The organism is Bacillus sp. G402 (genome assembly GCF_051172515.1).
Classification (GTDB): Bacteria; Bacillota; Bacilli; order Bacillales; family Bacillaceae; genus Bacillus; species Bacillus altitudinis.
This window is the reverse complement of the sequence record NZ_JBPIZC010000003.1, coordinates 124,581-143,570: the sequence shown is the minus strand read 5'-3', so window position 1 is coordinate 143,570 and position 18,990 is coordinate 124,581. Positions and strand designations below refer to the sequence as shown.

Genomic DNA, 18,990 nt, shown 5'->3' with positions numbered 1-18,990 from the left:
GACGTTATGTGTGCATAGATGAAAAAAGAGCCGGCGATATGCCGAGCTCTTTGTCTTTATGAAGAAGAGGACGAAGAAGATAACTCCTGCTTCATCACTTTGTTTTCACGTTTTTCTTTTAAGAAGAATGAGAGGACAAGTCCAATCACCGCAATAGCACCAGACACGATAAATGACGTATTCATGCCATGAACGGCTGACTTCATTGGATCGGATAATGCTGCATTGGCAGCAGAGCTGCTCATAATGGAGACAAGCACAGCCGTCCCGATAGAGCCGCCCATTTGTCTCATCGTATTATTCATTGCTGTCCCGTGCGGAATCAAATGCGGTGGTAACGAGTTAATACCGGCTGTTGTCAGCGGCATCATGATCATTCCAACCCCGATTAAGCGAAGTGTGTAGGCCACTGTAATGAGGGTAATCGATGAATCAAGGCTGAGCATCATAAATGGCAGGGAAGTGACAGCTAATATCGTAAATCCGCCTAGAGCCAGCCCTTTACCGCCTACTTTGTCAAAAATTCGTCCGATAATCGGCGATAGGAATCCCATAAAGAGAGCCCCTGGCAATAAGATCAGCCCTGTATCAAGGGCTGATAACCCTCTGACATTCTGCGTATAGAGCGGCAGAATCGTCTCTGTTCCAATCAGTAAGGCAAAGACGAGCATACCGAGGAAGGTCGTTAAGCTAAAGATCGCAAACTTAAAGACGCCAAACTCAAGCATCGGTCTTTTCAAATTCGACTGACGCAGGATAAAGAAGAACAAGCTCACAGCGCCGACAATGAGTGAAATCAGAACGGTCGCACTCGTCCAACCATACGTTCCGACACTTGAAAATCCGTACAGCAGTCCGCCAAATCCGAAGGAAGACAGGATCACCGATAAGACATCGATACGAGTGTCTCTTTGCTGTGTGACATTTTTCATTAAGAAGAAAGCAAGAATGAGATCAATAATACCGATTGGAAGAACAATATAGAATAAGAACTTCCAGCTAAAGGAATCGACAATCCAGCCGCCAAGTGTTGGTCCAAGCGCCGGTGCGAATGAAATCACTAGTCCGACCATACCCATGGCTTGCCCGCGTTTTTCTTTTGGGAAAATGGTTAAGAAGATCGTTTGCATGAGCGGCATCAAAATCCCTGCGCCAGCTGCCTGCACGATACGTGCTGCAAGTAACACTGGGAAATTCGTGGCGAACGAAGCAAGAATGGTACCTGCTGTAAAAATGCTAAGAGCCGTTAAGACTAAGGAACGGCTTGAAAATTTCTCAATTAAAAAGGCCGTAATTGGGATGAGAATCCCGTTTGTCAGCATAAAGGCTGTGGTCAGCCATTGACCTTTACTGACATCAATATTGAACTCTTCCATGATATGTGGGATCGCTGGAATGAGAAGCGTTTGGTTTAAGATTGCAACGAACGCCCCAACGAGGAAAATCCCAACAATCACAGACCGGTTATACGATGTTGTTGATTGGTTCATATTATCCCTTCTTTATCTATAAAATAATGCTTTTCAGCTGTGACACGTTTTGTGATAAAACGCTGTGTTTGCCTAAATAATCAAGCAATGAGCTGATTAAAAAGGTTCTCGGTTGGTCCTTTGACAGTTCTTGACTCAGCAGCTCAAACGCAGAGAGGAGATCGTCCTTTTCTTCTCCGTTTGCTAGTGTGTGAAGCTCTTGTTTCATCTTTGTTAAGTACGAGATGACAAGCTTTTCTTCATCATATTCTTCCTGTGTGGAAAGCAAATAAGAGTCCATCAGCTGATCTGTTAGCACAGGCTCAATGGAGCAAGGCTTTATTGATACACGGTCCATCACACCGATGATCATTTCGGCGGCATTTTCTAATTGGATGTTCTTGTGCTCAATCGCCAACATCAAGATGAATTCTCTCATTAATCCGTTGAGGACAATCACAAGATCCCACACATAAGGCGCAACAGTTTCACCATATGTGCTTAAAATCATGTCTCTGTGCCGCTGCATGATAATGGAGCGTGTCTCACGTAAATGCTTAATGACGATGGGCGAATGCTGTGAAAAAGCTTCAAAGGACAGCATATTCAAAAATTTATGATTCTCTTTAAACTCTTCAAGCTCAAGCTTAATCTTTTTTGTGAATTTTTCCTTTTTGGACAGCGTCGTTTCGGAATGAATGATCTGAGAAATCTCTCTCATTTTGCGCTGATTGTATTTAATCAGTTCCAATAGAAGAGCTTCCTTTGAATCAAACAGTTTATAAATTGACGCTTTTGATATTTTACAGGCATCAGCAATTGACTGCATGGAGACACTCATATAGCCTTTTTGAGAAAATAATTTCTTCGATACCCGCAAAATCTCTTCTTGCTTTTCGTTCATCTTCATAAGTCCTTTCCGAATCGGCAAAACCATATGGTCACAATGGAAACCGAGTGGTCACTTTTGCTATGATAACAAAACCAATGACACATGACAAGAAAATGAACTTAAAAAAATACATGTCTCAATGACATGTATCTGTTTGTTGACAAAGGGCTAAAATGAACTTGATTTTAGCCCTTTGTCTTTTTTGTCATAGGCGAGTAACGAGATTGTATGTTAGAACAAAATACGATACATTTATCGTATGAATAATCCAAATCATCCAACCCAAGAAAACATGAGACTCATTTCTGTGCTGCAAGCATTGGCTGACCCTGTTCGGCTGGAGATTGTCCGCTGCTTAGCAGAAGCGGGTGAGAGAACATGCGGTACGTATCATATGAACATTGCCAAGTCCACGCTGTCGCATCACTTTAAAGTACTAAGAGAAGCAGGCATCGTGAAAGTGAGAATTGACGGGAAGCACCGTTACTACTCTCTCAGAAAGGGTGACATTGATACCGCTTTTCCAGGCCTCTTGTCATCCGTATTAGCTGTAGACAAGGAGCGGTGGTAAGAGAATCTTACATCAACAAATGACAAATCCCCAAGGCATTGTGACCTTGGGGATTTGTGATGCGTCTCGTGTAAAACGGAATTAGGCCATTGAATGATCCATAGACAGATGGACAATGTCATAAATGTGAATCTGCTGCTCTATATTCTCTGGTAATGAGTCCAGAAAAGAATATTTGACGCATTTCCATTTATCGGGGTTATATACGATGACTTCACCCTTATTGTCGTTAAAATGGGAAAAGAGATGGGCGATATCTAGATTTTCCAGGCAATCAGTAGGATGAATCGTCACATACTCTTCAAGAACGAATGTGCTACGATGAAAATCATCTGTTAAATGAACGGAATACGTGATGCCAATATTGATTTGTTTCCAGCCAAAAGAACGTAAAATATGATCAAATGACCCCTTAAACACAAAATTCGTCATGCCCTCAGATTGTTTCCAAATATACAATGGGCAATAGCTGTTGTGTAAACTCCTATGTTTGTCTTTTTCAGTGATCAAATAAGCTTTAAATAATAAATCCTGATATCCATCTGTTTTCCATCCATTGTTTCGTACTCTTTTTCTAATGATATTCATATCATAATCCGCAGGCAGATCCACATGATATTGCATGGCATGCATAGAAACACTCCCTTTCAATAGCCATCATAATCGACTTCAAACCAGTTGAATAATACATATTTGTGTTATTGTTATCACAAAAAGTGATAGGTGATCATGATGAATATAAATGATTTGATTATTTTTATAGAGGTGTATCAAAAAGAATCGATTAATCAAGCGGCTAAAGCTTTAGGGTATGCGCAATCCAATATTTCTCAAAGAATCAAAGCGCTTGAAACTTTATATGATGCAACATTTTTTATCCGGCATCATCATGGAATCAGTTCAACAGGACAGGGGGATTTATTTTATCAATACGCTCAAAAAATCGTAAAAGAAACGAAGGACATTCAACAAAAATTGACTTCACAGAAAAAGACCGTTTTATGCTCTGAACTTCTATTTAACGTTTTATACGAGCAACGAGTTTTAGAGGATATTCAAGCCACTGATTTTATCATTGCTTCATCAAGTACGATCAACAAAAAGTTAACAGAGGATGTGTATGATCAAATTATTTCTTTTAATCAAATGGAAAAACCGGAATATCAATTAAAAGAGGTAAAGAGCTTGGCATTGAACGTATATGGAAAATCTAAAGAAATATACGATGATGATATCTCATTGGTCGTGAATCGTGATCAGCTTTGCCCATTAAGACATGAGGCCAGACGTATGCTGGGTGATCGAACCCTATTTGAGTTAGATTCGTTTGAAGGAATGATCAAAATCGTTGAACAGGGAGATGGTATTGCGTTACTGCCAACCAACTTAAAAAGCCTTCAAACACTCGTGAAATTGCTAGAAAAAAATATTCACATCAACTATTACGTTTATGAAAGAATGTGATCGTAACACTCCTCTGTCGGTTTAGTCCCGTCAAAGGAGCGCCACGATTCATCTACATGAGCTGTTTCATTTCCCATAAATCGAGTCATACAGGCGTTTCACCGCTGGCTTAATATCCTCTGGCCGCATGTGCGAAAAGCCGAGGACGAGCGGGACAAAGCCTTCTTTGTGACCAGGCACATGCTCATCAAGGGTAAAACGGTCCATCCCGTACATTTTCAGCTTTCGGTCTTTGGCGCGTTGTAAAATCTCATGCTGCGTCCGATCTGAGCGGAATTCTGCGATAAAATGCAGCCCTGCATTTTCCCCGATAATCCGTACATTGTCACGAAAGACAGTGTCGAGTTCTCCAATGAGCTGTTTTCGTTTTTCCTCATATAGCCCATTCATTCTTTTAATATGCCGCTGATAGGCGCCATCTTTTATAAAATAAAGAAGGGTGTATTGTGTAAAAAGATTGGCTGTTTGGATGAAAAAGTGCTGTTCTTCCTTATAGCGTCTTAATAAATGTTGCGGTAGCACCATGTAGCTGATCCTCAAGCCGGGCAGCAATGATTTCGAAAAGGTCCCCATATAAATGACTTTGTCATAGCGGTCAAGGCTCTGCAGCGCCGGTATGCTGTCTGTGCCGTACTTAAATTCACTGTCATAATCGTCCTCAATGATATAGCGATCTGGCTGATCAGCTGCCCAGTTTAATAGCTGTATCCGCCTAGAAATCGGCATGATCACCCCTGTTGGGAACTGATGAGAAGGCGTAATGATCAAGACATTTGGCTCTTTCTTCTGAATATCGCTCATCCGCACCCCTTTTTGATCAATGCCAATCGTTTCAATCCGGTGATGATTGTTTTTCAGCATTTGATACAGTCTGCGGTAGCCGGGGTTTTCTAATCCATATATTTGATCAGCTGGAAGGATGCTAGATAACGAATGAATGAGCGACTGTGTACCTGCACTTAAAATGAGCTGTTCAGGGTAGCATTTGACCCCTCGTGCAAGTCCAATCAGCCGGGCAATTGTTTCCCGCAGCTCATAGACGCCTTGTGGGTGCGGCAGCTCACCAAAGGCTTCTTGGTGGAGATGAATCGCTTTTTGCTCACTTTTCAGCCAACTTTTAAAAGGAAAATTGGCTGTATCAACAGAAATATGTGAAAAGGAATACCAGTCATCTCGCTCAATCGGATTTTCCTTTAAATCTGCTGGAAGGGAAGAGGGTTTCAGTTGACCTGATTCATGAAATGTTTCCAGTGATTCCACAAAAAAGCCTTTCCGTTCAACTGAATATAAATATCCCTCGGCAAGCAGCTGCTGATAGGCGCCATTCACTGAATTGACGCTGACGTTTAAAGTATCTGCTAACTCTCGTTTAGATGGTAATTGATCGTGTGGTTGCAGGTTACGGTTTAAAATTTCCTCTTTAATTTTTGTATAAATTTGATGATAAATAAATCCGTTTTCCCTTGTTTGATCTAGTTGAATTGTCAGCATCTCGTCATTCCATCCTCTCTGGTACCATGAAAAAAATGATATTGGTACTTTCTATCATACCAAAAAATATTCAGAATAATAAAAAAGACATAAAGGGGATGGATGACAATGAGTCAAACGACAACAAACCGTTTTTCAACAGAGGAATGGCAGGGGAAAAGAGATCAATACGTCGCAAGAGGCGTAAGTAATGGCAACCGTCATCTTGCAGCGAAAGGGAAGGGAGCCGAGCTTTTCGATATTGATGGCAATCGTTTTATCGATTTTGCAGGCGCCATCGGTACATTAAATGTAGGACACTCCCATCCAAAGGTTGTGGAAGCAGTCAAAGCGCAGGCAGACAGCCTGATTCACCCAGGATTTAATGTCATGATGTACGAATCCTATATCGAATTGGCAGAAAAGCTATGCCACCTCACACCAGGCGACCACGACAAAAAAGCCATTTTCTTAAATTCAGGTGCCGAAGCGGTTGAAAACGCAGTGAAAATTGCCCGTAAATATACGAAAAGACAAGCGGTTGTCTCATTTACAAGAGGCTTCCACGGAAGAACGAATATGACGATGAGCATGACAAGCAAGGTCAAGCCTTATAAATTTGGATTCGGACCATTTGCGTCAGAGGTTTATCAAGCGCCGTATCCTTATTACTATCAAAAACCTGAAGGATTAAGCGATGCTGCCTACGACGAATACATCATCGATCAGTTCAATCAATTCTTTGTCGCAACCGTTGCACCAGAAACAGTCGCTTGTGTGGTGATGGAGCCAGTCCAAGGGGAGGGCGGATTCATTGTACCATCGAAGCGTTTTGTCCAGCATGTCGCTTCATTCTGTCAGCAACATGGAATCGTATTCGTGGCAGATGAGATCCAAACAGGATTCGCAAGAACAGGGAAATACTTTGCGATTGAACACTACGATGTGGTGCCAGACTTAATCACTGTGTCAAAATCACTTGCAGCTGGCCTGCCGCTGAGCGGTGTTGTTGGCAGAAAAGAATTACTTGATGCAGCGGACCCAGGGGAGCTAGGAGGAACGTATGCTGGCAGTCCATTAGGCTGTGTGGCAGCTTTGGCTGTACTTGATATTATTGAAACAGAACAACTGAATGAACGATCTGAACACATTGGACAAGTCATTGAGGACAAAGCGAATGAGTGGAGAAGTAAGTACTCATTCATCGGGGAAGTCCGGCGATTAGGGGCAATGGCGGCCATTGAAATTGTGGAAGATCAAACAACGCGTACACCAGATAAGAAGACAGCCGCAGCGATTGCAGCCTATGCAAACAAGCACGGACTACTCTTATTAACGGCAGGGATCAATGGGAATATTATTCGCTTTTTAACACCACTTGTCATCACAGATGAGCTGCTGCAAGAAGGACTAGGGATTATCGAAGACGCCTTCACAGCACGCTAAACAACAAAGGGGGATGGTTGTATGCAAAAACAACAAATGGCTAAAACCATGTCGCAGTCAGACGTACTGTTTTTATCCATTGGTGCAATGCTTGGCTGGGGCTGGGTTGTACTTTCGGGAGATTGGATTTTAACAGCTGGATTTTTAGGAAGTGTGATTGCCTTTGTCATAGGGGGCATTCTCGTCATCTTTATTGGACTAACGTATGCAGAGCTTTCCTCTGCGATTCCAGAAACAGGCGGAGGACTCGTCTTTGTCCAGCGGGCATTTGGGATCAAATCAGCGTTTGTCTCCGCATGGGGCGTATTGTTCGGTTATGTGTCCGTGATTACGTTTGAAGCTGTCGCACTTCCGACAGTCATTGACTATGTCATTCCAACACAGCATGTTGGTTTCCTATGGAATATAGGAGGATGGGATGTTTACTTTACATGGGTATTGATTGGATCTGGCGGTGCACTGTTTTTAACAGCTCTGAACTACATTGGCGCAAAGCCTGCTGCCATTTTTCAATCGGTGTTCACAGTGGCCATTATTCTGACAGGTTTTCTTCTATTAGGTGGAGCTACATTTAATGGAGATTTTGCAAACCTTGAGCCGATGTTTCAGGGCGGGGTTGGCGGTCTGATGGCTGTGTTAGTGATGATTCCCTTTTTATTCGTTGGGTTTGATGTCATCCCGCAGGTAGCGGCGGAGATTAACGCACCTAAGAAGATCATCGGGAGAATTTTGATTATCTCCATTGTGAGTGCGGTTGTATTTTATCTGCTCATTGTCTTTGGAGTAGCGGCAGGATTGTCAAAAGGTCAGCTTGAGGCTTCATCACTGGCAACAGCAGATGCCATGGTACAGCTTCTTGGTCATCAGGCGTTTGGGACTGTGCTTGTCATTGGTGGTGTAGCAGGCATTGTGACGAGCTGGAATGCATTTATCATTGGTGCAAGCCGTATCCTCTATGCAATGGCGGAAAGAGGCATGATTTCCAAATGGTTTGCGTATATTCATCCGAAGTATAAAACACCGACAAATGCCATTTTGTTCTTAGGTGCACTTGCATTTTTTGCACCATTACTAGGCCGACCTGCCCTCGTGTGGATTGTTAATGCAGGCGGTGTGGGCATCATCGTTGGGTATTTGATTGTGTCCATTGCCTTTATGAGACTTCGCAAGACAGAACCTGAGCTTGAGCGACCATACCGCATTAAATATTGGCGGACGACCGGCGTTTTAGCCATTGGACTTAGTTTCCTTTTTCTTTCATTTTATTTTCCAGGGATGCCGGCCTCCTTATCATGGCCAGCTGAATGGATTTTGCTTTTAGGTTGGGCACTCATTGGGTATATACTATATGTAATGAATCCAAGAACGAAGGAGAAGGTAGAGCATGACAAACGAACTCAAAGTGTATAATCCTGCAACCGGAGAAGAAATTGCCTCAGTTGCTCAGCATACAAAAGAACAGATTGAAGATGCGATCACTCGCTCACACAAAGCATTCAAAACATGGGCAAAAACGTCAGCCCATGAACGTGCAAATATCATTCGCAAATGGTTTGATCTCATGATCGAGCATAAAGAAAGACTTGCAAAAATCATCACAGAAGAAAACGGGAAGCCGTATCAAGAAGCATTAGGGGAAATCGTCTATGCCGCTGGATATATTGAATGGTACGCAGAGGAAGCAAAGCGGATTTACGGCAGAACGATCCCGTCTCATACGACAAACAAACGCCTATTTGTCACAAAACAGCCAGTCGGTCCTGTTGCGGCGATTACACCATGGAATTTCCCTGCGGCGATGATTACAAGGAAGGCTGCACCAGCGCTTGCGGCGGGCTGTACGTTTATCGTGAAACCCGCTGAAGACACGCCGCTTACGGCCATTGAGCTTGTCAAATTAGGCCATGAAGCCGGAATTCCAGAGGATGCCTTGCAATGGGTGATTGGAGATGGAAAAGAAGTGGGGGAAATCTTCACAGATAGTCCATTGATCCGCAAGATCACATTTACTGGCTCTACACCAGTTGGAAAACATCTCATCAAAAACAGTGCGAGCACAGTGAAACACGTTTCTATGGAACTTGGCGGTCATGCCCCGCTGATCGTAGATAAGGACGCCAACCTTGAATTGGCTGTGAAACAAGCAGTGGCATCTAAATTCCGTAATGCAGGCCAGACGTGTGTTTGTGCCAATCGCTTAATCGTCCATGAAGAAATTCATGAAGCATTTGCGCAAAGCTTCAGCAAAGAAGTGGAAAAGCTGAAAGTAGGAAATGGGTTTGAGGAAGGCACGTCCATCGGACCGATTATCAATAAGCGAGGCTTCGATAAAATTGTCGACCAAATTCAAGATGCCGTGGATAAAGGGGCGAAAGTTCTTGTCGGCGGCGATACACATTTTGACGATGAGAAGTCGTATTATTTTGTTCAGCCGACGGTGCTAACTCATGTCGACCCTTCAATGAACATTATGCATGAAGAGACGTTTGGTCCAGTTGCACCCATTACGACATTTAGCACATTAGATGAAGCCATTGAATTAGCAAATGATACACCTTTTGGACTTGCGGCTTATTTCTTTACAGAGAATTACCGCAATGGTCTCTATATATCTGAGAATCTAGATTACGGGATTATTGGCTGGAATGACGGGGGACCATCCGCTGTGCAGGCACCTTTCGGCGGTATGAAAGAGAGCGGTATTGGTCGTGAAGGCGGCATCGAAGGCATCGAGCCTTATTTAGAAACGAAGTATGTGTCAATTGGTTTAGACGAATAACATGTGAAAAAGACTGTCCGAGAAGTCTCGGCAGTCTCAGCGTGTAGGCAAACCCTCGCATTCTTTGTCAGTCCTGCGTGCTGGTGCTCACGAATGTGAAATTCGCTTCGCACCAGTACTCGTCCTTCCTAGGGCTGCAAAGGTTTTCTATCACGCTGAAAAGGAAGACAAAGGGCTAAAATCAAGTTCATTTTAGCCCTTTGTCAACAATCTGTGACTGTCCGAGAAGCCTCGGCAGTTTTTTTATGTTAAACAGCCGGTGGGAAAAGTTGATCCACCGTTTCTTTTGTTTCTTTGAGAATCTCGTGGATGTCGTCTGCAGATGCTTGTTCCATGCTGCTGAATAAGAGCCGTTCGACTGGCTGAACGCCGATCAGATCGAAGGCGGCTGTATCTGTCGTCATGTGATGGCTGGGGGTGATGATCATATTTGAATCAAGAAAGGTCCTCGGTGCATCATGCGTATTAATAATGACCCCTTTTTTGTCTCGAAGCAGATTTTTCACCACTCCGTTTTCATTGATCTCATACGCAAACCCCTCTGAAAAAACGCGCTCCACATAACCCTTTAGCATCGCCGGCAAGCCTGTCCACCATATTGGAAAGATAAACGTGAGGACATCAGCTTGTTGAATCAGCTTCTGCTCTCTTTGAACCGGTACCGGCACATGTCCGTTTCTCATGGCAACCTTTTCTGCTGTTGTCAGCTCTGGCGGAAAGCCAATGCTATACACATCACGAACCGTCACATCATGACCATTGTTCAAAAGAGTGCTTACAACAAGATCTAATAGGGTTTGATTTAAGCTTTGCTGGGGATGAGCAAATATGATTAGATGGTTCATCTCATAGCCTCCTAGGTGGTCATGTGTCTCATTATGGCATGCACGAGTATCCTATTCAATCCTATATTGGAAATGATAGGTTGGGAAAATAAAAAGCGACCGCTTGAAAAAACGATCGCTCATGTAAGGCTTATTTCTTTCTAAAAGCAAGTCCAAGTGCAATTAATGCCACAACTAAGGCTGCAATGGACAGACCAAGAACAAGTGGTGAAGAAGAAGAAGAGGCTGTTTCAGATGCCTTTTCTTCTTTTGGTTTTTCTTGACCATGTGAATCCGTTACGGTATTAGACGCAACAATGTTTGTGATCGAATGAGGCTTATCAGCGTCCTTGTCGCCAGTCCATTCAACTACTGTTCCATCCTTGTAATATTGATAGGCATCCCATGCCGCTTCGCCGGCTTTTTCAGGGTTTTTTGCGACAAACACGAATTGCTGGAACTGGCCAGCAAGGACACCATCGCCAGTTGCTTCCCAAGTGACTCTTGTGACTTTTCCGTTTTTCTCTTCAGTTGTTGTTTTCCAGCCAGGCACTGGCTCGTATTGCTGGAATTCTACGCCTTTAGGCATCGTGATGACAACCTTTGTTGTCGGACTGTCGCTTTCAGAAGGTACTTTTAACGTATAGGTTTCCCAAGCATTTGTCGCAGATGTATCGGGTTTGACTGTCACGTGTGCACTCACAGGAATCGCCAGTAAAAATGAAGCGAGAAGCATTGGTAATAAAGCTTTAACGTATTTTTTCATATGATATGAACTCCTTTTAGTTTCTTCTAATGAATGTCGTATCGATGTTGTCAAAAGAACCAGTTAATGCATGAATCTCAATTTTCCAAGTGCCTTTTTCATTTAGTAAGAGGTTTTCAGCCGAGAAATGTCCATTCTTTAATCGCTTCAGCTGAAACTCGTTTGGCGTTTCATCACCGAACAAGGAGACTTTGTGGATTTTAGCTGTCACTGATTGAATGTCTGTGATCGTTTGTCCATCCTTCTTCGTAAATGCCACCTCGAACGTGTTTTTACCAGGAGCATTCGGGGTAATGCTCAAAGACACAAGGTCACGATGCTCCACCTGATTGGCTCCAAAGAATGGCTCTGGTGCAGGCGGCGGAGGACTTGGGATATTGGTGAATACGGCTGTTAATAGTAAAATAGCGATTCCAATGATCCACTCTGCTCGTAAAGATACGTTTCGTTTCTGCTTCTTTTCCCATCTCAGCATCAAATAATGGACGAGCCCAAGAAGACCCATGATGATAAATAAACCAAGTTTGATTAAGAAGGTGCGTCCATAAGCTGATTGGAAAAGGGCATCAAATGATTGCAGAATAAAAATCGCATTCACAAACCCAGAAAACACAATCAGTCCAACTGAGAGCAGTGCCCACGGATGAAAAGCTGTCAGGGTGCTGCGTATGAGCGGCTGATCTTCATTCGGCAGTTTCTTCATCAAAAGAAGGACAATGGCTGTTAAGCCGCCGACCCAAATGGATGCAGAAACGAGATGAATGAAGTCAAGTGACGTTGTCAGTATTTTATTATCTGTAGCGGCTGGATGACCGATTTGTGCTTTCAGCCAAAGGAGCACGATGAAAATGAGCAGTGGAAACAGCCATACCCGGAAGGAAGTGAAGTTTCCTTTTTTCATCGCCACAATCGTCCAGATCGTCAGTAGAACAAATGACGCCATTAGCATCATCCACAGACTCCCGCCCGAAGTCGACGCAATGGTTTCTTGTAAAAGCGATGGTTGAAATGCCCCTAAAAAGGACACGTCTGCCGCTGATTTAGTTTGAATCGGCAGCTGGAACAAGAGTGCTCCGCCCATCATGATCAGTGAAACAGTTAAGAGTCGCTTCATTCGCCGGGCTAAAACGTCGGTTATGGCCGCTTTAAACCATAGAAGCCCAAATAAAATGGTTCCAAGAAATAAGCTAAATGACGTATACAGAAAGGCTTTGTCAATGGTTGAAGCCATATCGATGGATTCACTTGATTGTCCTTGATCTAATTGATCAAATCCTCCATCCGCTTTTCCGATACTAAACGGAATCATGCCAGACACAGAGTGCCCATCGGCTGATACCGCATTCCACTGAATGGTGTAAATGCCTTTTGGTAAATTCTTTTTTAAAGCTGCTTCCATGATCTTTTGCTCTTTGATGACCGTATCTCCTTGATCCACACGATCCCCTTTTGCATTGAACACCTTAATGGCATGAAATCCACTTTCGATCCCTTCACTAAAGGTGATCGAGACTGCAGGAGGCTGCTGATCCAGCTCTTCATTTGCTACTGGATTTGAGCTCACCACATATGCATGAGCAAATGCTTCTTTTGGCATGAAAAATGAGAACATGAAGATGAGCAGCAGAAGCCACTTCCGATATTTCAACAATGTGAATAACCGCCTTTCTACCTATGAAAATGTCTCATGTATCAGAAAGAAAGCGGCAGTAAACTGTGAGTCACAGAAAAACCGCTCTTTCTATTGTACCGCCCACTCTAAAAGGTAAACGAAACAAATAGCAAGATGGTTCACTTTTTCTGTGTCATGTCTTGTCTGCGCAGACGTTTCTTGAATGTTTGATCAATATAAGCCTATTCGATTTAAGTAGAGGAAACAAGAAGTGACCATTTGAAAGTTGTGAAATTCCAATGAATTTTGCGCCAAAACAACAGTAGATTCAACTTTTACCCCGCTATCATCTATGGTATGCCGAGAAGTGTCACATCATTTTTCAATTTTGTCACACACTAAGTGACAAAGTGACATTTAGTTTCAATTGAAGGGAAAGTGAAAGCGTTTTACGATAGGTATAAGGGCTTCACTGACTCTTGTTCTTATATCTTTTGACCTATAAAGCCCGAAATAAAGGGAGAGAAGAAAGGGGTTTTCACAGATGCAGGAAAAAAGCGGATTCCGCGTGAAAGTACAGCGCTTTGGAAGCTATTTAAGCGGTATGATTATGCCGAATATTGGTGCATTTATTGCATGGGGACTCATTACAGCTTTGTTCATTCCAAGTGGTTATCTTCCGAATGAGCAATTAGCTACACTCGTTGGACCGATGATTAACTACTTACTGCCGCTCTTAATTGGTTACACAGGCGGTAAACTCGTCTATGACCATCGAGGCGGAGTGCTCGGTGCTACGGCTACGATTGGGGTCATTGTTGGCTCAGACATTCCAATGTTTTTAGGTGCCATGATCATGGGGCCGCTGGGCGGTTATCTTATTAAGAAAATCGACCAGCTGTTCAAAGACCGAATCAAATCTGGCTTTGAAATGCTTGTGAATAACTTTACGGCAGGTATCCTCGGTGCCATTCTTGTTGCCATTGCATTCTATGCTATCGGCCCAGTGGTACTAGGTCTGAATAAAGCCCTTGCGGCAGGTGTAGATATCATTGTCAATGCTCATTTACTACCGCTGGCAAGTATCTTCATTGAACCTGCAAAAGTATTATTCTTAAACAACGCGATTAACCAAGGTATTTTAGGGCCGTTAGGGGTCGAGCAAGCAGCGAAGACAGGGCAGTCTGTTCTGTTCTTGCTTGAAACAAACCCAGGGCCAGGCTTAGGTGTTCTTCTTGCGTATATGTTCTTTGGAAGAGGAAATGCGAAACAGTCTGCACCAGGTGCCATTGTCATTCAGTTCTTAGGAGGAATCCATGAAATTTACTTCCCGTACATCTTAATGAAACCAAAACTTATTTTGGCTGTCATTGCAGGGGGAGCAAGTGGTGTCCTGACGTTCACATTATTAAATGCAGGATTAAAAGCTGTGCCGTCACCAGGAAGTATTATTGCGCTTATGCTGATGTCTCCAAAAGGCGGTCACCTTGCCGTTTTAGCAGGTGTTGTCGTAGCAGCTATCGTATCGTTCCTTGTCGCATCGGTCATTTTGAAAGCATCTAAAGAAGTTGACGAAGATTTAACAGCAGCAACAGAAAAGATGCAGGACATGAAAGGCAAGAAAAGTGCAGCAGCCGCTGCTCTTACAGCACAAAATGAAAATGCTGAAGCTAATGAGCAAGCAGCATCTCCAAGTGACGTCAATCCAGATGACGTGAACAAAATCATCTTTGCCTGCGATGCAGGGATGGGTTCAAGTGCAATGGGTGCGTCCATTCTGAAAAACAAAGTGAAAAAGGCAGAGCTTGATATCGATGTGACAAACACATCGATCAGCAACATCCCAGACGATGCGGATGTGGTCTTTACTCATAAAGATTTAACAGACAGAGCAAAGGCAAAGCTGCCAGGCGCTGTGCATATCTCAGTGGATAATTTCTTAAACAGCCCGAAATATGATGAGCTGATTGAGAAATTGAAAAAATAACATGACGAAACGGGTTGAGTCCAATTTTTCCTAATTGAACTCCCCGTTTTGGTTGTTTTCCTGATTTTTATTCTAAAAAAGGTGTGTGATCATGTATGAAACAAGTACTTTCTAAAGACAATATTTTTCTAAACGAACAGGCAGGTTCTAAAGAAGAAGCCATCAAAAAAGCAGGCGAAGTCCTCGTAGCAAACGGCTACGTCACAAGTGATTATGTCGACAAAATGTTTGAAAGAGAAGAGATTTCTTCTACATTTATGGGGAACGGCATTGCAATCCCTCATGGAACAGAGGATGCGAAAGCGGCTGTCCTTCATTCAGGGATTTCGATTATCCAAATTCCAGATGGTGTTGAATATGGTGAAGGAAATGTGGCGAAAGTCGTCTTTGGGATCGCTGGGAAAAACAACGAGCATCTTGATATTCTGTCTCAAATTGCGATTGTCTGTTCAGAAGAAGAAAATGTAGAACGGATCATTCATGCAAAGGATCAGGATGAACTGATCGCCATCTTTAACGAGGTGAACTAACATGAAGGCACTTCATTTTGGAGCAGGGAATATCGGCAGAGGGTTTATCGGATCTTTGTTAAAGACATCGGGCTTTGAGCTTGTCTTTACCGATGTGAATGAAGCGGTCATCAATGAGCTGAATGAAAGAGGAGAATACACGGTTGAACTCGCAGCACCAGGGCAGAAGCAAGAAATCGTCGGGCCCGTATCAGCGATCAATTCTTCACAAAATCCAGCAGCATTAACAGAGGCGATTGCCACAGCCAATTTGATTACAACAGCTGTTGGACCAGCCGTATTGAAGATCATTGCCTCATCGATTGCTGAAGGATTAAAACGAAAAAAGCCAGACCATATCATCAACATCGTGGCATGTGAAAATATGATTGGGGGAAGTGCTCATTTAAAAGAAGCGGTGTTCTCTCATTTAACAGCAGATGAGCAAGCAGTGATATCACAAACCGTTGGCTTTCCAAACGCTGCGGTTGACCGCATTGTTCCGATTCAGCACCATGAGGACATTCTCAAAGTGTCGGTTGAACCATTTTTCGAGTGGGTCATTGATGAGACGGGCTTTATTGGAGATGTTCCGCAAATTGACGGAGCGACCTTTGTCCGAGATTTGACGCCGTATATTGAACGGAAGCTTTTCACCGTCAATACAGGACATGCACTAGCGGCTTATGTCGGGTATCAGCAAGGCGTAAAAACCATTAAAGAAGCTGTTGATACACCAGACATTCGTCAAGTTGTCGAAGGTGCCCTTCATGAAACGGGCAGTTATTTAATTGACGCATATGGCTTCCGAAAAGAAGAACATGATGCGTACATTCAAAAAATTATCAAGCGATTTGAGAATGCTTTTATCTCCGATGAAGTGACTCGTGTCGCACGCTCTCCTCTTAGAAAGCTGGGAGCAGATGACCGTTTAATCGGTCCAGCGAAAAAGATCAAGCAGCCAGTGTACTTAATCAAAGGGATCGCTGCTGCCTTGGCTTACGACTTTGCAGAAGACGAAGAAGCGGTCCGCTTGCAGGCATTAAGGAAAGAAAAAGGCATTGAAGGTGTGCTTCAAGAGGTATGTGGACTCAAACCTGAAGACGATCTCTATCAAGACATCCTCAAAGAAATCGAGCTTTAATCAAAAAATCCCTTTCTAACGTGAAAGGGATTTTCAGCGTATAGACAAACCCCCGCATTCGGTGTCAGTCCTGTGTGTCGGTGCTCACGAATCTCTCATTCGCTCCGCTCCGATACTCGTCCTTCCTAGACTGCAAAGGTTTTCTATCACACTGAAATGAAGACAAAGGGCTAAAATCAATTTTAGCCCTTTGTCAACAATCTGAGATCCCTTTCTCTAACGTGAAAGGGATTTTTCTATGACTTTTTTAATACTTTCCCCTGCATGACGATATATGTAGTAAGGGGGAATTAGAACATGAAAAAGAAAGCGTTTGCTTCAAGGAGTGTCTTTTTTCAATTGATGTCAGCCATTATCGTTATTACAATTTTAACAGGCGGACTTGTAGGAACAACGGGGTATTTTTTAGCGAAAAATGTCTTAATTGATGCAGGGAAAGCAGATTTAAAACACATCGTAAATGGAGCGATGGCCACTCTTGAACAATTGAACGACCGTGTGGAGAAAAAAGAACTGACGCTTGAACAGGCGCAGGAACAAGCACGTATATACTTGAGCGGGCCGAAGAATGACAACGGCAAAGGGTATCAATTTCAAAAATCAGATTTCATCTATAAAAATAAAGGCTACCTTGTCGCATATGGAGCCGATTATTCATCACAGGTTCATCCGGTTAACGACATCGGCGTCATCCCAGATAACACGACAAATCGTCAAAAAATGGTCGCTGGCGCCACAGCAAAAGGCGAGGATGCACACTATATCACCTATATGGATAAAGACGATGCCACAGGGGAAGAAAAGCAAAAACTCGCTTATATGAACCAGTTTACACCGTGGAATTGGAGTATAGGAATCGCCGTATTTCAGGATGAATTTTATAAAGAACTAGAGCAGATGAAGCTCTATATTATTCTCATTACAGCAGGTGTCGCTCTTTTAAGTATGGGTGTCTTTTATTTGGCAGCCCGAGGAAAAGTGAGATTGCTTAAGCAAGTCACGGCTGCTTCAAAAGAAATTGCGGCGGGCAATCTTGAACGCACCAGCTTAAAAGAAACCTCGGATGAAATTGGGCAGTTGGCAAAAGGCTTTAATCATATGTCAGGAGAGCTTAGAGCACTTGTGAGCGGTTTGCAGGAAACGAGCAGCCAGCTCGTCGAATCTGCGACAGATCTATCCGCCATCTCTGAAGAAACATCCGCCAGCAGTGAAGAAATTGGCCGAGCGATTGGAGATATCTCAACTGGGACTCTTCATCAGGCATCAGACCTTGAGGTAGCCAATCAACAAATGACTCAGTTCAATCAATCCATTGAAAACGTCAAAGAACAAAGCGACCAGATCAAACGAATTTCAGACCAGTCGAACCAATCTTCCCAGCAGGGTCAGCAAATTGTCCAGCAATTAAAACAATCAAATGAGCAATCTATTCAGGCATCTCAGGGCATTCGATCAGGGATTGAGCAGTTAAGTACAAAAGTACAAGATATTTCTCAAATCACAGATACCATTGAAAGCATTTCAAATGAAACGAACTTACTGGCCCTGAATGCGAGCATTGAAGCAGCTCGTGCAGGAGAGCATGGCAAAGGATTCTCGGTTGTGGCGAGTGAAGTGCGGAATTTAGCTGAACAGACAAAGCAATCAGCTGTTCAAATACAGCAGATGATTCAAGGCATTAAAGAAGAAACGACGGCTACAGCTGGCATGATGTCCAAAACAATGGATCGTTTTGCCGAGCTTGATGAAGCGGTTCATGCAACAGAACAAGAATTCAATTCCATCTCTACATCGATTTCACAAACCATCGTTGAAACGAATGCGATGGCAAAAGAGCTGAACACATTACTGGAACAAAACGACCTCATCACAAAAGCGATGCATGGTGCAGCGCATATTTCTCAAGAAAATGCCGCTGCGATTGAAGAAATCACTGCATCTACTGACGAACAAGTCACCGCCATCTCCAATGTGGCGAAGGCAGCAGAAAGGCTCAATGAGCTAAGCATGCGATTAAATCAAGATATTGCACGTTATCGTTTATAAGGTATGGCCAA

At 43.3% G+C, this 18,990-nt stretch carries 16 protein-coding genes; 9 read left to right on the top strand and 7 right to left on the bottom strand.

Annotated features, from left to right (window positions below):
* Positions 1-56 precede the first annotated feature (56 nt).
* Positions 57-1,490, bottom strand: a complete 1,434-nt coding sequence (locus ACSBQP_RS14515; protein WP_047946163.1) for an MDR family MFS transporter — start codon at positions 1,488-1,490, stop codon at positions 57-59.
* A 16-nt stretch (positions 1,491-1,506) separates the two neighbouring features.
* Complete coding sequence (locus tag ACSBQP_RS14510; RefSeq protein WP_435028532.1) at positions 1,507-2,373, bottom strand: TetR/AcrR family transcriptional regulator; 867 nt, start codon at positions 2,371-2,373, stop codon at positions 1,507-1,509.
* 247 nt (positions 2,374-2,620) lie between these two features.
* Here ACSBQP_RS14510 and ACSBQP_RS14505 point away from each other — a divergent pair, with 247 nt between their 5' ends.
* Positions 2,621-2,932, top strand: a complete 312-nt coding sequence (locus tag ACSBQP_RS14505; RefSeq protein WP_074041691.1) for an ArsR/SmtB family transcription factor — start codon at positions 2,621-2,623, stop codon at positions 2,930-2,932.
* A gap of 81 nt (positions 2,933-3,013) precedes the next feature.
* On the opposite strand, the gene ACSBQP_RS14500 is transcribed toward ACSBQP_RS14505, so the two are convergent.
* On the bottom strand, positions 3,014-3,565 hold the full coding sequence (locus ACSBQP_RS14500) for a DUF4865 family protein (protein WP_060780765.1): 552 nt from the start codon (positions 3,563-3,565) through the stop codon (positions 3,014-3,016).
* 99 nt (positions 3,566-3,664) lie between these two features.
* On the opposite strand from ACSBQP_RS14500, the gene ACSBQP_RS14495 reads away from it, so the two are divergent.
* Positions 3,665-4,396, top strand: a complete 732-nt coding sequence (locus ACSBQP_RS14495; RefSeq protein WP_060780766.1) for a LysR family transcriptional regulator — start codon at positions 3,665-3,667, stop codon at positions 4,394-4,396.
* A gap of 66 nt (positions 4,397-4,462) precedes the next feature.
* Here ACSBQP_RS14495 and ACSBQP_RS14490 read toward each other — a convergent pair whose 3' ends face one another.
* On the bottom strand, positions 4,463-5,887 hold the full coding sequence (locus ACSBQP_RS14490; protein ID WP_435028531.1) for a PLP-dependent aminotransferase family protein: 1,425 nt from the start codon (positions 5,885-5,887) through the stop codon (positions 4,463-4,465).
* A 108-nt stretch (positions 5,888-5,995) separates the two neighbouring features.
* On the opposite strand from ACSBQP_RS14490, the gene gabT reads away from it, so the two are divergent.
* From gabT to ACSBQP_RS14475, 3 genes are read left to right on the top strand one after another with little or no spacing between them, the layout of a single operon-like run.
* The gene (gene gabT, locus ACSBQP_RS14485; RefSeq protein WP_076822676.1) at positions 5,996-7,312 is read left to right on the top strand and encodes a 4-aminobutyrate--2-oxoglutarate transaminase; all 1,317 of its coding nucleotides are present in this window, start codon (positions 5,996-5,998) and stop codon (positions 7,310-7,312) included.
* A gap of 21 nt (positions 7,313-7,333) precedes the next feature.
* Positions 7,334-8,722 (top strand): APC family permease, encoded by a 1,389-nt coding sequence (locus tag ACSBQP_RS14480; protein ID WP_017358512.1) that lies wholly within the window; start codon positions 7,334-7,336, stop codon positions 8,720-8,722.
* Entirely contained in the window at positions 8,697-10,091 is a 1,395-nt protein-coding gene (locus tag ACSBQP_RS14475) for an NAD-dependent succinate-semialdehyde dehydrogenase (protein WP_007498133.1), read from the top strand. Before ACSBQP_RS14480 ends, ACSBQP_RS14475 begins: the two co-directional genes overlap by 26 nt.
* 248 nt (positions 10,092-10,339) lie before the next feature.
* On the opposite strand, the gene ACSBQP_RS14470 is transcribed toward ACSBQP_RS14475, so the two are convergent.
* The 3 genes from ACSBQP_RS14470 to ACSBQP_RS14460 all read right to left on the bottom strand — a co-directional run bounded on the left by ACSBQP_RS14470 (position 10,340) and on the right by ACSBQP_RS14460 (position 13,332).
* On the bottom strand, positions 10,340-10,936 hold the full coding sequence (locus ACSBQP_RS14470) for an NAD(P)H-dependent oxidoreductase (RefSeq protein ID WP_007498130.1): 597 nt from the start codon (positions 10,934-10,936) through the stop codon (positions 10,340-10,342).
* A 130-nt stretch (positions 10,937-11,066) separates the two neighbouring features.
* Positions 11,067-11,681: a YcnI family copper-binding membrane protein gene (locus tag ACSBQP_RS14465; protein ID WP_017358509.1), complete on the bottom strand. Its 615-nt coding sequence runs from the start codon at positions 11,679-11,681 to the stop codon at positions 11,067-11,069.
* A 16-nt stretch (positions 11,682-11,697) separates the two neighbouring features.
* Complete coding sequence (locus ACSBQP_RS14460; protein WP_241511736.1) at positions 11,698-13,332, bottom strand: copper resistance CopC/CopD family protein; 1,635 nt, start codon at positions 13,330-13,332, stop codon at positions 11,698-11,700.
* 505 nt (positions 13,333-13,837) lie between these two features.
* Between ACSBQP_RS14460 and ACSBQP_RS14455 the strand changes: the two genes are divergently transcribed.
* From ACSBQP_RS14455 to ACSBQP_RS14440, 4 genes are all read left to right on the top strand, one after another.
* A complete protein-coding gene (locus tag ACSBQP_RS14455; RefSeq protein ID WP_025206755.1) occupies positions 13,838-15,280 on the top strand; it encodes a PTS mannitol transporter subunit IICB in 1,443 nt (480 codons plus the stop codon).
* A 95-nt stretch (positions 15,281-15,375) separates the two neighbouring features.
* Entirely contained in the window at positions 15,376-15,810 is a 435-nt protein-coding gene (locus ACSBQP_RS14450; RefSeq protein ID WP_019743148.1) for a PTS sugar transporter subunit IIA, read from the top strand.
* A gap of 1 nt (position 15,811) precedes the next feature.
* Positions 15,812-16,933 (top strand): mannitol-1-phosphate 5-dehydrogenase, encoded by a 1,122-nt coding sequence (locus tag ACSBQP_RS14445; RefSeq protein WP_435028530.1) that lies wholly within the window; start codon positions 15,812-15,814, stop codon positions 16,931-16,933.
* A gap of 297 nt (positions 16,934-17,230) precedes the next feature.
* On the top strand, positions 17,231-18,979 hold the full coding sequence (locus tag ACSBQP_RS14440) for a methyl-accepting chemotaxis protein (protein WP_065459853.1): 1,749 nt from the start codon (positions 17,231-17,233) through the stop codon (positions 18,977-18,979).
* Positions 18,980-18,990 lie beyond the last annotated feature (11 nt).